Here is a 14,788-nt window from a genome sequence, read left to right on the forward strand (position 1 = left end):
GATGGAAACGGCGTTTGACGACAAGGCGAAAGAGGCGCTCGCCGCGCTGTTCGAACAATTTTGGATCATTCGCGACAAAGAGCCGGATTTGTATCAGCTCGTCCGTGAGCGCGAACATGTGTTGAAAAAGTATGTGGAGGAGAAGTTTGGCTATCGGCTCATCGTTCACCGCTATTTTGCCAAGCTCGAGAAAATTCCCGCCGAACCGGAGCCGTGGATGGGCATCGAGTCGTTTCAAGAGCCGCTTGACTATGCGTTGTTTTGCTGTTTGATGGCGTATTTGGAAGGAAAAGCAGTGGAAGAAAAGTTTTTGCTTTCTGACGTATGTGAAGAAATCCGCGCCATGTACCCGGGTGATCTACCGGTCGATTGGACGAACTATTCGCATCGGCGCGCGCTCATCCGCGTGTTGAAAACGGCGGAACAAATCGGACTCGTCCGCCGGATGGATGGGGAGATTGAGGCGTTCGCCCAGCATGTGGAGGAAGAGGCGTTGTACGAAGTGCCAGTGTTGGCTCGTTATTTTATGCGCACGTATCCGAAAGATTTGTTGCAATATGAATCGATCGACGAATTGCTCGCCGAGGAGTGGAAAGCATCACCGCAAGATTATCGGCGCCATCGCCTGTATCGAAAGCTGTTTTTATCCCCGGCGGTGCACCGGACGGAAGGGGACGAGCAAGACTTTTACTACTTGCGCAACTTCCGCCATCGGCTGCGGGATGATATCGAAGCGCATACGCCGTTTCGGTATGAATTGTACAAAAACGCCGCCATGTTGACGCTTCCCGAACGGCAGGCGCCGTACACCGTATTTCCTGATCAGAAAGGAACGTCGGAGGTCATCCTTCATTTTGCCGCCTTGGTGCGCGAGCGGCTTGGGGAATATCCGCCGGATGAATACGGCCGCATACGATTGACGCCTGAACAATTTTCCGCCTGGCTTGCCGATTGCCGGCGCCGCTACGGGGCTGGGTGGGGGAAAACGTACCGCGACATGTCGGCTGCCGAGCTTGTCCGCGAAGTGCTTTCGGCGCTCAACGAATGGCGCATGGCCGATGTGGAGCACGACACCGGAATGATCGTCCTTTATCCCCTCCTCGGGCGGATGTCGGGACGGTATCCGGATGATTTTGACGCGAAAGAGGGAGGAGAACATGGCGAATCCATGGGTGCTTCATCGTGCGGGGCTGATTAATTTTTGGTATTACGACGAGCAGTATTTTCATTTCGCTGACGGTAAGCTGCTCTTGCGGGGAAGCAACGGGGCGGGCAAGTCGGTGACGATGCAAAGCTTGATCCCGGTGCTGCTTGACGGCAAGAAGACGCCCGACCGCCTCGATCCGTTCGGTTCACGGGCGCGGCGCATGGAAGACTACTTGCTTGGGGAAAAAGATGTCGTCAATCGCGATGAGCGGACCGGGTATTTGTTTTTGGAATATAAACGGAAAGAATCCGACCAATACGTCACAACGGGCATCGGCCTGCGCGCGAAGCGGCAAAAAAGCCTCGATTTCTGGGGGTTTGTCCTCTTTGACAACCGCCGCATCGGCTATGACCTTCAGTTGTATAAACAAGAAAAAACAGGTGAAAAAATCCCGCTGACCAAGCGGGAGCTGGCCACAGCGCTCGGCGCGGGCGGGACGGTCGTCGAGACGCAAAAAGACTATATGGAGCTCGTCAATAAGCATGTGTTTCGCTTTGAATCGCTTGAGGCGTTTCAAGAATTGATCGAGCTGCTCATTCAACTGCGCAGCCCGAAGCTGTCCAAAGACTTTAAGCCGACCGTGATTTATGAAATTTTGGAAAGCTCGCTGCCTCCGTTGACCGACGACGAGCTCCGCCATTTATCGGACACGATCGAAAACATGGACCAGGCGAAGCAGCAGCTTGAGCAGCTCGAACGCGACGAGCGGGCGTTGAAGCGTCTTTGCGATCAATACCGCCTTTACAACGAATATATGATCGCCGAAAAGGCGACAGAATACGTAAAAGCGGTCAAGCAAGCCGAACAGCTCGCTGCTGCACAACACCGCCTTCACGATGAAGAAGAGCAGGCGCGAAAGACGCTTGATGAGCTTGATGAGTCCATCACCCGCCTCCGCCGTGAAGAAGACGTGCTGCGTTCACGCGAAATCGACTTGGCTGGCCACGAAGTGTTCCAGCAAGCGGAGAAGTATGAACAGTTGAAATCGGAGAGGGAGCGTCTGCAGGAGCGGTGGGAGCGGCACGAGCAGACGATCGCGGAAAAAGAACGGCTGGAACGCCAACATCGCCGCCGCCTCGATGAATCGGAAGCGCGGCTGGATGACCTTGAACGGAAACTTGAAGACGAGTTGGCGCAGCTGCGAGCGGATGCGGAAGAAGGAGCCTTTTCTTTGCATGAAACGAACGAAGACGATTTTCACCGCCATCGCCAAAAGCAACAAGAGTTTTCGTTTGCCGCTTGGAAACAGGAAGCTGACCGCCATATCGAGCAGCTCGAGGAGTTGGCGCGCCTTTGGCGCAGGCATGACGATGTGAAACGACGCTATGAAGAAGCGAGCACCGAAGCGGGCGAGCGGCGGCGGGAAATGGACGAATGGCGTCATCAGCAACAGAAATGGGAAGAGCTGCTCGAGCAGGAGAAAGAGCGGTTTGAACAAGCCGTGCTTGCCTGGGTCGAGCAAGGAGGAATCGACGTTTCCGAAGCGGACATTCAGGCGTTTTTGCGACAAATGGGCGCCCTCTATGAGCTGTATTCGCTCGATGATCTGAAGCGCCCGTTCGTTCAAGCGTATTACGATGCCGTCGGGAAGAAAAAGGATGAGAAATGGCGGCTCGAGCATGACATCCGTCTGTTGGAAGAGAAACGGGCAGAACGTGAGGCCGAACTGCGTCAATGGCGGGAACAACGCGACCCTGAACCCGAACGGGATGAACAAACGACAGCCGCCCGCTTGGCATTGGAACGGGAAGGGATTCCGTTTGTCCCGTTTTATGCCGCGGTCGAATTTGTCGACGATGTGCCTGACGATGTGCGCGAGCGGATCGAATCGGCGCTTTCGCACGCTGGGTTGCTTGACGCCCTCATTGCGGCCCGCGATGTCGACGTCGACTGCGACCGTGTGCTCATCCCGAAACCGGTTCATATGGTGCATACGTTGGCCGATTATTTGCGCCCAGATGCGGATGCCCCTGTGTCGGCGGAGCGGATTGACGAAGTGCTCCGAAGCATCGTGATCACCGATGCGGAACAAGAAGGCGGCATGACGATCGACGAAACAGGACGCTATTCGCTCGGCCTTGTCCGTGGCCATGCGCCGCGGAGAGCGCGGGCGATGTTCATCGGCCGTGCGGCGCGGGAGCGGTGGCGGCTTGAGAACATCGCGGCGCTGGAAGCCGAGATCGCCGCTGTGGGACAAGAGATCGACCGTCTACGTCGTGAGCATCAGGCGGTGGGAGCGGCCATCCAAGCGCTTGCCGACTGGTTTGTGTCCTTCCCATCGGACCGCGATGTGCGCACCGCGTTTGAGGAAGGGCAAGAAGCCCGCCGCCAAGCGGAAAGCAAAGAGCGGGAATGGAAGCGGCAAGAAGAAAAAGCCGCCCTCCTTGCGCGCGAATGGAAACAAATCAAACAGCAGCTTCGTGACGAATCGGCTGAGCTTGATTTAGCCTTCACCTTGGACGGCTGCGAACAAGCCATGCTCGCCATGAAATCGTACGTCCGCCATTTGCACGAACTCGAAGTGCTTTACCGCGAAACGCGCCATACCGAGGCCATGATCGCCCAACAGCGCGAGCGGCTCGCGGCGCTGGAAACGGAGATCGACGAAGCGAAAGGCGAACGAAATCGGATTCGGGATGAAAAAGAGCGGATCTCCTTGGAGATCGTTGAGATGGAACGGACGCTCGCCCAAATGGGAGCGGATGACATTCGCGCGGAAATCGCCCGCATCCAAGAACGATTGGCGTTTTTGCGCCAAGAAATTCCGCGCCTTGTCAACGAACGGGCGCGCACGGAACAGCAGCTCATGCGCCTGGCCGAAGAACGGGAAAAAGAGGCGCGGCGGGAAGCGTTCGCCCGCGAGCTCGCCGCGATGTGGGAAAAGTCGTTTGCCCGTGAAGCGGCGCTTGGGCTTGTGGATCTTGATCGTTCCCGCTCCCTCCTGGAGCAGGCGAAAGAAGCGAAACAACGGTACGAAGCAGTGTTAAAAGAGACGCGTTCCTCGCTTCTGGCGCGGCTGAACACCGTCTTTTTCCAAGAGTCGTCCAACTTGACCGAATACCGGGCGTCCTTCGAGCCGCTGGAAGAACAAACGAAGCCCGAATGGACCGCCGCTGCCCCAGACGATGAGATGGCCATGAAAGCCGCGGACTGGCGGGAGAAACAAGAACGGCACGTCATTTACCTCGACTACAAAGGCGAGCGCGCCACGCCGTTTGCGGTGCTGGCGGAAGTGGAGCGCGACATCGTCTTGCAGCACGAGTATATGAAAGAACAAGACCGCGAGCTGTATGAGGACGTCATCTTAAAATCAGTCGGCCGCATTTTGCGCAGCCGCATTCAGCGCGCCGAACGGTGGGTGAATGATATGAATAAACTGATGGGCGGCCTCGACACATCATCAGGGCTTGTGCTGTCCATTCAATGGAAGCCGAAAACGGCGGAGACGGAAGCGGAGCTCGATACGAAAGAATTGGTGCGCCTGTTGCGGCTCGATCCGCGGCTGCTTAGAGAGGAAGATTTACAGCGAGTGACGAACCATTTCCGCTCGAAAATCGCCCGCGCCCGCGAATTGCTTGAAGAGCGCGGCCAAGGCAGCACGCTCCATCAAATCATTAAAGAAGTGCTCGACTATCGGAAATGGTTTTCCTTCACTTTGTACTATGAAAAAACAAACGAGCCGAAACGCGAGCTGACGAACCACCGCTTTTACCAATTCAGCGGTGGGGAAAAGGCGATGGCGATGTACATTCCGCTTTTCGCCGCGGCGTATTCGCGCTACCAAGAAGCGGGCGATGATGCCCCGTACATCATTTCGCTCGACGAGGCGTTCGCCGGCGTCGATGAAAACAACATCCGCAACCTGTTCGGACTTGTCGAACAGCTCGGCTTTAACTACATCATGAACTCGCAGGCGCTTTGGGGCGACTACGACACCGTGCCCGCGTTGTCCATTTGCGAACTCGTCCGCCCGCGCAATGCGTCGTTTGTCACCGTCATTCATTACCGTTGGAACGGCCGCGTCAAACAGCTCATGGTCAATGATAAAGAATGGGAGACGATCGAGACGTGAGCACGGCCAAGGAGGCGGCTGCCTTTTTCCGCTCTGAACCGGGCTTCCGCCGTCTGTTTATCGAGATGAAGCACAAGTACGAGTCGCTCGGCCGCGTCGGCGGCGCGGTGTCTTTAGAGGCGTTCACCGATGAAGAGCGGGAGGCGGTGGCCGCCTTTTTCGGCAAAGACGTCTCCCGCGTCTCCCTTATCGCGTTTGAAAAACAGCTCGGACAGACGAGGTTTGCGGGCGTTGGGCTTGTCGAGCTGCTTGAACAGTACTTCGGCGCCCCGCTTGTCTCAAACAAAGAACGGCGCCAGGCGGAGGAAGAGGAACGGGATCGTTTTTTTGCGCGTCTGACCGAGGAGCATCATTGGGTTGAGTCGGTCCGCCCTCAGCGCTTCGTCCAAACGGCGTACGAAACCGACCGCCGCAGCCTGGAGGAGGCCATCCGCCTTGTCAGCGCGGCTCTCGGCCGCCTCCCGCTCCCGTCATACATGCGCCTCCCGCTCTTTGCCCAGCAAGTGGCGGGCGACCCGCATGCGTTCGATTTGTCCACGCTACCGGGGAGATTGTTGCTTTCGGCGTTGCAAGCGACCGTGCCCGGGGATTGGGACATGGCATCTGTAGAGAGCGTCAACGAGTTGCTCCAGTCCGTCGGCTTGCTCCGTGAGGATATCCTGAACTTTGTCACATGCGCCAACATTCTTGCTGAAACCAAGGACGGACCGCATCCTGTTTTCTCCGCTGCCTGGGAGGCGAACACGGCGCTGAACATGCCGCTTAGAGATGTGCTGTCGCTTGTCCGCGCCCGCCCTGCCCATGGGGGGACGGTGTACATCGTCGAAAACGCGGGCGTCTTTTCGACGCTGCTTGACACCCGCGCCCCGCTTGTCAGCACGAACGGGCAAATGAACTTGGCGACGATGAAGCTGCTCGATCTTCTCACCTCTTCAGGCGCCAAGCTGTATTACTCCGGCGACTTCGACCCAGAAGGATTGGCCATGGCAGAGCGGCTGCAGGAGCGGTATGGACAGGCCGTCACCCTTTGGCGCTTTTCCGTCGAGGATTATAGGGCCGCCAACCCTGTCGTCGACCTCACCCCCGAGCGCCTCGCCAAGCTCGCATCCGTAACGTCGACGCCGCTGCAGCCGCTGAAAGAGGAGATGGCGGAAACGAAAAAAGCGGGGTATCAAGAGGCAATTATCGGGAGGCTGACAGAGGATATCAACGGGTAGTCCATCCACGAGCCAGAGAAGGAGCCCGGAGCGATCGGGTCTCCTTCTCCAAAAGGAATTTTTGCGCATGCTCGTCCGTCTCGAGCTGGATGAAGCGAAACAGCGGCTGTTGTTCGGTTTTTTCGAGACGTATTTGCGGCTATCTGAAGAGGAGGAAGCAAAACCGCGACACGAGGTGAGCCAAATGGAAACGAAGGAAGCGAAACGTGTGATGGAGCTCATCGTCTCATACGAACAGCGGGGACTGGAAAAAGGAATCCAACAAGGAATCGAACAGGGGTTAAAGCAAGGGATGAAGCAAGGGATGAAGCAAGGGTTGAAGCAAGGACGCCAAGAAGGGATCGAGGAAGGGAAGCTCGACGTGGTGAAGAGAATGCTGGCGAAAGGATACGATGTCGACACGATCCACGAACTGACCGGACTGCCGATGGAGAAGATTGAAAGGATGAAGGGGTGAGACGGCCCTTCGCCGTCAAGCCCCACATTGTCGTCGACCCCAAATCGTGCCAAAACCCCGGGGGATCGACGACAATGTTCTTTTGCGCCAAAATCCTACAGCCAACACGGCTGAACGATATTGACAGAATATTTGAAACGTGATATTCTGAAAACAGCCAAAAGGGGAAAAGCTTGATTTTATGCGCATTGTGTGGGGTTTTTATCGTACCTATGAGGGATTGAAACCTTGCATGAGTATCGCGGGCAAGAAATTTTCGTCCGTTTTTATCGTACCTATGAGGGATTGAAACTTGGAAATAGTGATAAGGAATTCCGAGACGTTGACAGTTTTTATCGCACCTATGAGGGATTGAAACCGAAAAAAGGCAGTTTTCTGCCGTATAACAACAGCGTTTTTATCGTACCTACAAGGGATGAGACCTGTGCCGGTGTACCAAAATATTTGTGTTACCCGTGGTGCTATATAGATGCACCTTGAAAAGTTAACTTCTGGATTACACTGCACACCCTAGGCGTTGTAGCACTTCCTTAGGGCGTTCGTGGATGTAGTCCACAAACCGGGCAATGGCTTGGGCGATATCGTTTTGATCTTTGTGAAACACATTGGCAATGACAGTGTCTTTCAGCCATTTCCACAAGCGTTCGATCGGGTTCAGTTGCGGAGAATACGGAGGAAGGTAAATGAAGTGAAAACTCCGTCCTTCTTCCCGCAAAAACTCTCTCACCGTTTTGGCATGATGAATTCGGGCGTTATCCAGCACCAAGACGATGAGACGATCCGGGTAACGCTCTTTGAGAACCCGCAGGAAATCCAAAAACGTTGTCGCATTGGCCGCTCCTGCTTGATAAAGAACTGTTTCGCCATCATGGACGTTAACGGCGTCAAACAGCGATACGTGAGCATGATGGCCGAACGTCGGCACTTGCTTTTGACGGCCAACCTCTGACCATGTCGTACGCAACACATGATACGATCGGATATGCGTTTCATCGATGTACAACAGGACGGAATCTGGATCGATTAAGTTTTTTTTATTAGATCCATTTGTTTTTCGAAGTGTTTTTGCCGATCCGGATCTCCTTTCGCCAACGTGTAAGTCGGCCGGGTCCACGAAAGCCCTTTTCGATGCAAGAGTTTTCGCAAGGCTTCGCGGGACATGGAGATGCCATAATGGTGGTGTACATAGGATTGAAGGATCTTCGTATTCCACGCCGAAGCGATGTCCCAGCCCAGCTCCGCGGGTGTCGTGGTCAACACAAGGTGTTTGATCTCTTCCTGCTGTTCTTCGGTGAGAAACGGCTCTCGCCCAGGGGCAAAATCCCGATGAAGCAGGAGTTCCAGGCCCCCTTCGTTAAACAGCGACACATAATGGGAAACGGTTTGGCGGCACACGTTGACCATGGAGGCCACGTCTTTGCCCAAATAGCCTTCCATGACCAGGCGGACGGCCATCACACGTTGGCGAAGAAGGGTGTTTTTGATTTTCCGTTCCTGTTTGCGAAGTGTCCGAGGTGTCCATCCGTGATCGTTGGTGATTTTGAGACGTTTCATGCAGAATTCCGCTCCTTTCCCATGCTTTTCCTTAGGAGCAGTATAACCAGAGTGGGCACCGCTTATGCGAAGGTTAACTTTTCAATGAGCATGTATATAGAATTATGTAAAAATTAATAAATGTTAATATAAAAAATAAGATTTTGCTTATTTTCGAAAATGGTTAGGAGTTGTAAAAATGGACTATCGTTTTCATCCATTGGGTGATAACGCAGTAATAATTGAACTGGGCGAAGATATTAATTTAGAGACTCATCAAAAGGTAAACATGGTTACAACCTTGTTTGATGAACAGCCATTCGAGTGGATGATCGAATATGTTCCTGCATTTACAACAGTAACTGTGTTTTATGATCCGTTAAAGATTTCGGATTTTAGCTCTTATACACTCCCGTATGATTACGTTTGCGGGCAATTAAAACCCTTATTGGAATCGCTTAAGATCGGTGAATTTTCATCTGAAAGGATCGTGGAGATTCCGGTTTGTTACGGAGGAGAGCTAGGTCCTGATTTGGAATATGTTGCGGAATATAATGGCCTCACGCCTGAAGAAGTCATTCATATCCATTCCAGCGGTGATTATTTAGTGTATATGATCGGATTTGCCCCTGGATTTCCATACATAGGAGGCATGTCGGAGAAAATTGCCACACCGCGAAGAGAATCTCCGCGATTAAAAATTCCTGCGGGTTCTGTTGGCATTGCTGGTAAACAGACCGGTATTTATCCGATCGAAACGCCAGGGGGATGGCAGCTTATTGGCCGAACACCGTTAAAGCTGTTTCGTCCTGATGACGAATCCCCTAGCTTATTAAAGGCGGGGGATAAAATCCGATTTATACCCATCACTACAGAAGAATACGAACAATGGAAGGAGGACGACAGTGATAAAAATCATTAAGCCGGGCCTCCTTACGACCATTCAGGATTTAGGAAGATACGGTTTTCAAAAATTTGGAGTGATTGTAAGCGGGGTAATGGACTCACTTTCACACAGAATTGCAAATCTATTAGTGGGTAACGAAGAAAATGCCCCTACTTTAGAAATAACGATGGTTGGTCCTGTTATTGAATTTGAAAGGGATATACTAATATCCATTTGCGGGGGAGATTTATCACCTTCTATTGATGGAAAATTTGTTCCGTTATGGCGGCCGGTTTTTGTAAAGAAAGGTAGTCAGCTTCGTTTTGGACAATGTAAAGCAGGCTGCCGAAGCTATCTAGCTGTTGCGGGAGGATTCGATGTTCCGCGTGTAATGGGGAGTGCATCCACCTACCTTAGAGCGGGCATCGGCGGATTTAAAGGACGTCCATTACAAGCCGGGGACGAATTAAAATTATCTCCCCCTAATAATCGATCTATCCGAATGATCCATGATTTTTCTTCAAAACTAGGAGATCGAAAGTTTGTAGGGACGAAATGGTCGGTATCTGCTGAATTTATTCCCATTTCTAATAAAATCCCTTCCATTCGGGTAATAAAAGGGAGACAATACCATTTATTTTCAAAAGAAAGTCAAAAAAGTTTTTTTCGTGAACCATTTGAAATTACAACCCAATCCGACCGGATGGGATATCGTTTGAAAGGCCCCATTTTGTCGTTAACATCCGCGGAAGAAATGATTTCGGAAGCCGTAAATTTTGGTACCATTCAGGTTCCGCCTGATGGAAATCCGATTGTGCTTCTAGCTGACCGGCAAACGACAGGCGGTTATCCGAAAATCGGACAAGTTGCCACCGTGGATTTACCATACATCGCCCAATTAAAACCGGGTGACAAAATAAAGTTTGTTGAAGTTTCTCATGAAGAAGCACAAAGACTTTATTTAGAAAGAGAAAGAGAGATCCAACAACTGAAACGAGCATTATCAATAAAATGGAAAGGAGAAATGTAACATGCATGTTGTCGATTTGAACTGTGATATGGGAGAGAGCTTTGGTGCTTATAAAATGGGGAGAGACGAAGAAATTTTAGATTATGTTACATCAGCCAATATCGCTTGTGGTTTCCATGCGGGCGATCCGTCAACGATGAGGAAAACAGTCCGTTTAGCCCTTGAAAAAAACGTCGGAATTGGCGCTCATCCCGGATTTCAAGATTTAGTGGGATTTGGTAGAAGAAACATCGATATTACTCCTCAGGAAGCTTACGAGATTGTTGTTTATCAAATTGGCGCCTTATATGCATTTGTAAAATCTGAAGGTGGAAAGCTTCAGCATGTAAAGCCGCATGGAGCATTATATAATATTGCCGCTAAAAACGCTGCGATTGCTCAAGCCATTGCAGAAGCGGTTTATAAAGTAGATCCGGAATTAATCTTGTTAGGACTAGCGGGTGGAGAGCTTGTCAAAGCGGGAAAAAAAATCGGTCTTAAAACCGCTAGTGAAGTGTTCTCTGACCGCACTTACCAAGAGGATGGGTCCTTAACATCAAGACGGGAAGCGAATGCTCTCATCAAAGACCATGACGTAGCTTGCCAGCAAGTTATTCGTATGGTAAAAGAAGGGAAAGTTACATCTCTTCAAGGGAAAGATGTATCGATTCAAGCTGATACGATCTGCATACACGGAGATGGGGAACATGCATTAGACTTTGCAAAATACATACGTAAAGCGTTGAAGGAAGCCAATATTACAGTTACAAAACTTGGTGATTTTCTAAAATAAAGATTCATAGGTTCTTAGGGGGATAGAAAATGCAGCAAAAAAAGAATATAAGTGTACTTTTAGGTGCGGCGTTTTTGATGGCTACTTCGGCCATCGGTCCTGGATTTTTGACACAAACGACGCACTTCACACAAGCGCTTGCAGCAAGCTTCGGATTTGTTATTTTAATGTCCATAATTATTGATATTGGAGCACAAATGAACATTTGGCGCATTATGGCGGTCGCAGAAAAAAGAGCTCAAGATATTGCCAACGAAGTATTGCCGGGATTGGGATATTTTCTTGCTGCACTTATTGTAGCCGGCGGTCTTGCATTTAACATTGGAAACATTGCTGGTGCTGGATTAGGGATCAATGTATTATTCGGGCTTTCACCTGAAATGGGGGCATTATTGAGCGGGATCGTCGCGATCGCTATTTTTATCGTACGGGAAGCTGGAAAAATGATGGACCGCTTCGCTCAATTGATGGGTTTTGTCATGATTGCTCTAACGTTATATGTGATGTTTACAGCTAAGCCCCCTATCGGAGAAGCAGTGGTAAAAACCTTTGTTCCAGATACGATCGATGTTCTTGCTATTGTTACACTTGTTGGCGGAACGGTTGGAGGATATATTACGTTTGCGGGCGGGCACCGCTTATTAGATGCTGGAATAAAAGGAAAGGAAGCACTTCCTGAGGTGACCCGTAGTTCGATTTCAGGAATCGGTATTGCATCTATCATGCGAATTTTCTTATTTTTGGCATCTTTAGGTATTGTCGCGCAAGGGTTAACCCTTGATCCTTCTAACCCTCCGGCATCCGTATTTAAATTAGCTGCAGGCAATATTGGTTACAAAATATTCGGAGTGGTTATGTGGGCAGCAGCCATTACTTCCGTTGTAGGCGCCGCGTATACATCGGTCTCATTTATTCGTACATTTCATCCAATTTTGGAAAAGTACCACAAGCGGATTATTATCGGATTCATTGCCATTTCAACGTTAGTTTTCGTTTTAGTCGGAAGACCAGTAAAAATCTTAATTTTAGTAGGCTCATTAAACGGTCTGATCTTACCAATTTCTTTAGGCGTGATGTTAGTGGCGGCATACAGAACAAAAATTGTCGGAGATTACAAACATCCATTATGGATGACCATTTTTGGCGTTATTATTGTGATCGCTATGGCTTATATGGGTGTTTACTCTTTAATTGATGGTATACCAAAACTATTTGAATAAGAATAGAGGGGGATCATGATGCCTTCTGTTGCGACAATGAGTCCTGCGGAGGCTCGGGAAATGATACGAAATAATGAGTGGATGAAACCAACAGCGGGTGTAGCCAATGGCTACACTCAAGCTAATTTAGTAGTTTTGCCAAAAGAATTGGCGTTTGAATTTCTTTTATTTTGCCAACGCAATCCTAAACCGTGTCCTGTATTAGATGTGACTGAACCTGGATCATGGGTTCCTACTTTAGTGGCACCGGAAGCTGATTTGCGCGTGGATCTTCCAAAGTACCGAATTTACCGAAATGGTGAATTAACAGAAGAAAGAACAGATATTCTCGATCTTTGGAATGAAAGTATGGTCGGGTTTCTAATAGGATGCAGTTTTACGTTTGAGTATGCTTTGATCAATAACGGCATTCCCGTCCGCCATATTGAAGAAAATCGCAATGTTCCGATGTATAAAACTAATATTCCATGCGTAAAAGCAGGACGGTTTGAAGGGCCAATGGTTGTCAGTATGCGCCCTATTCCAGAGAAAGATGTCGTAAGGGCGGTCCAAGTGACAAGCCGTTTCCCTTCTGTTCACGGAGCCCCTATTCACATAGGCAATCCGGATCGTATTGGAATTAAGGATATTCATAAGCCTGATTTCGGTGATCCTGTGACGATACGGGAAGGAGAAATTCCTGTGTTTTGGGCTTGCGGAGTTACTCCTCAAGCGGTCGCGATGCTAGTGAAGCCGGAGATCATGATTACCCATGCTCCAGGACATATGTTTATTACCGATTTACGTGATGAACAGTTTGGAGTTTTATAACATGAAATTGACATTTTCGTCAATTCAATGGTTCATTTTCATTTTAGCAGGGAGTGTGGTCGCCCCGTTAGCCATCGGTGAGGCTTTCGGGCTTTCTCTAAGGGAAATAGCGGGTTTTGTACAAAGAACTTTTTTCGTCATCGGTTTTGTTTCGATCATTCAAAGTGTTTTTGGCCACCGAATGCCTATTGCGGAAGGCCCTGCTGTTTTATGGTGGGGAGTTTTCCTCGTTTTTTTAGGTTTAAATGGAACAAATGATGGAACTGATGATGTTTTACAAAGTATTGAGCTTGGTCTTACGATCAGCGGCCTCTTGTTCATTTTGTTAAGTGTTTTCAACATCATTCAATATGTTAAAAATCTTTTTACTCCTATCGTCACTGGCACTTATTTTATTTTATTAGTAGCCCAAATCAGCGGCTCATTTGTCAAAGGGATATTAGGGGTTGACTACAAGGGACCTGGAATAGATTGGAGAGTATCTGTTACTGCCATATTTACGGCGGTCATCACCATTCTTTTTTCTAAAAGCCGCTTAAAATGGGTCAGTAGCTATTCTGTATTATTTGGAATGTTAATTGGATGGGGACTGTTTTCCTTATTCAAGCTGACGGAACCGCATGAATTTGAATTGGATAAATGGATTCAAATCCCAAAAGTACTTGCGTGGGGAATGCCGAAAGCAGATTCGGGGGTTATTGTGACTTCGATATTTGTGACTTTATTATTACCCGTGGTGCTAGTTGAGCGTCAGCGCTCAACTAGCCCTAGTGTGACCAGGGAATACGCCAACAAGATGCCATCGAGTGCCACTTCAACTCCGATCATGGAATTTGCTCGGATCCCTGTGATCCGGTATTGGTCAACCAGAACCGAGAACACCGTCTCGATCACTTTGCGTTTTTGTTGGATCCATTTCTCCTATGCTTCGGACCAGCAATGTTTCTGGTTTTTTCGAGACGGAGTCCAAAGCGCCATTTGGTATTCTTCGTACAGCCTTTTTTGCAAGTCACGGCTAATGAATCCTTTGTCCCCAAAGTTTAGGGATGAGGAATTTGGGTCATCACGCTTTCGGCTGCGATTCGATCGTGGCAAGATGCTTCCGTTACCACATAGCCCATGGGCAACCCTTGATCGGTCACTTGAAGGTGCAGCTTCAACCCATAGTACCATTGCTGTTTGGAAGCGCAATACCCGATGTCGGCGATCTCTTGAAATCGTTTGACGCGATGCATTCTTGCGGTATGGCACAACGGGAGCGGCAAGCTGTCGACCGACGGCATAGCATGATGTTGGCCGCGTTTTGCTCACGATGGCGATCCATTTGATAGCGAAGCCAAGCGCCCGGCAGCGCGGTTATACCGGGAACGTTCGAGAAACGAGCCGTTTGTGAACAAATTTCCCGTGACAAAACGATGCCATGCCCGTTCGGAAGTAAAACCGAGCAACTTTCCTAAAACTCACATTTCGCACCCTAACAAGGTCAAAACAAAGGATTTTTTATTTAGTTTTTCAGAATAACTTTTTGACCAACACAACGAGCGATGGCAATCCTTTTTTTACCATCGCTGGTCGTTCCGTATC

10 protein-coding genes and 3 pseudogenes are annotated in these 14,788 nt (G+C 49.8%); 10 read left to right on the forward strand and 3 right to left on the reverse strand.

Annotation, left to right across the window (positions count from 1 at the left end):
• Position 1: 1 nt before the first annotated feature.
• From ACVBDQ_RS14530 to ACVBDQ_RS14545, 4 genes and pseudogenes are all read left to right on the forward strand, one after another.
• On the forward strand, positions 2 to 1,198 hold the full coding sequence (locus tag ACVBDQ_RS14530) for a TIGR02678 family protein (RefSeq protein ID WP_014194803.1): 1,197 nt from the start codon (positions 2 to 4) through the stop codon (positions 1,196 to 1,198).
• Positions 1,158 to 5,279 carry a TIGR02680 family protein gene (locus ACVBDQ_RS14535; RefSeq protein ID WP_446663281.1) on the forward strand — a complete coding sequence of 1,374 codons (4,122 nt, stop codon included), beginning with the start codon at positions 1,158 to 1,160 and terminating at the stop codon, positions 5,277 to 5,279. Before ACVBDQ_RS14530 ends, ACVBDQ_RS14535 begins: the two co-directional genes overlap by 41 nt.
• Positions 5,276 to 6,496 (forward strand): TIGR02679 family protein, encoded by a 1,221-nt coding sequence (locus tag ACVBDQ_RS14540; protein WP_446663282.1) that lies wholly within the window; start codon positions 5,276 to 5,278, stop codon positions 6,494 to 6,496. Before ACVBDQ_RS14535 ends, ACVBDQ_RS14540 begins: the two co-directional genes overlap by 4 nt.
• 49 nt (positions 6,497 to 6,545) lie before the next feature.
• Positions 6,546 to 6,953: pseudogene (locus ACVBDQ_RS14545) on the forward strand (DUF4351 domain-containing protein); the annotation flags it as partial.
• Positions 6,954 to 7,449: 496 nt separating this feature from the next.
• Here the strand turns inward: ACVBDQ_RS14545 and ACVBDQ_RS14550 are convergent.
• Together ACVBDQ_RS14550 and ACVBDQ_RS14555 are read right to left on the reverse strand one after the other, a co-directional pair.
• A complete protein-coding gene (locus ACVBDQ_RS14550; protein ID WP_241766359.1) occupies positions 7,450 to 7,956 on the reverse strand; it encodes an IS630 family transposase in 507 nt (168 codons plus the stop codon).
• Between the two features lie 20 nt (positions 7,957 to 7,976).
• Positions 7,977 to 8,507 (reverse strand): helix-turn-helix domain-containing protein, encoded by a 531-nt coding sequence (locus tag ACVBDQ_RS14555; RefSeq protein WP_033024574.1) that lies wholly within the window; start codon positions 8,505 to 8,507, stop codon positions 7,977 to 7,979.
• 178 nt (positions 8,508 to 8,685) lie between these two features.
• On the opposite strand from ACVBDQ_RS14555, the gene pxpB reads away from it, so the two are divergent.
• The 6 genes and pseudogenes from pxpB to ACVBDQ_RS14585 form a co-directional block, all read left to right on the forward strand.
• On the forward strand, positions 8,686 to 9,408 hold the full coding sequence (gene pxpB / locus ACVBDQ_RS14560; protein WP_033024578.1) for a 5-oxoprolinase subunit PxpB: 723 nt from the start codon (positions 8,686 to 8,688) through the stop codon (positions 9,406 to 9,408).
• Positions 9,392 to 10,402, forward strand: a complete 1,011-nt coding sequence (locus tag ACVBDQ_RS14565) for a 5-oxoprolinase subunit C family protein (RefSeq protein WP_033024579.1) — start codon at positions 9,392 to 9,394, stop codon at positions 10,400 to 10,402. The genes pxpB and ACVBDQ_RS14565 overlap by 17 nt, the downstream gene beginning before the upstream one ends.
• 1 nt (position 10,403) lies before the next feature.
• Entirely contained in the window at positions 10,404 to 11,174 is a 771-nt protein-coding gene (gene pxpA / locus ACVBDQ_RS14570; RefSeq protein ID WP_033024580.1) for a 5-oxoprolinase subunit PxpA, read from the forward strand.
• Between the two features lie 29 nt (positions 11,175 to 11,203).
• A complete protein-coding gene (locus ACVBDQ_RS14575; RefSeq protein ID WP_033024581.1) occupies positions 11,204 to 12,394 on the forward strand; it encodes an NRAMP family divalent metal transporter in 1,191 nt (396 codons plus the stop codon).
• 18 nt (positions 12,395 to 12,412) lie between these two features.
• Positions 12,413 to 13,204, forward strand: coding sequence for a putative hydro-lyase (locus ACVBDQ_RS14580; protein WP_033024584.1), 792 nt, complete (start codon positions 12,413 to 12,415; stop codon positions 13,202 to 13,204).
• A 1-nt stretch (position 13,205) separates the two neighbouring features.
• Positions 13,206 to 13,919, forward strand: a pseudogene (locus ACVBDQ_RS14585) (purine/pyrimidine permease); the annotation flags it as partial.
• Between the two features lie 35 nt (positions 13,920 to 13,954).
• On the opposite strand, the pseudogene ACVBDQ_RS14590 reads toward ACVBDQ_RS14585, so the two are convergent.
• Positions 13,955 to 14,664, reverse strand: a pseudogene (locus ACVBDQ_RS14590) (IS982 family transposase); the annotation flags it as partial.
• Between the last annotated feature and the right edge of the window lie 124 nt (positions 14,665 to 14,788).

The organism is Geobacillus sp. CCR (assembly GCF_052906625.1).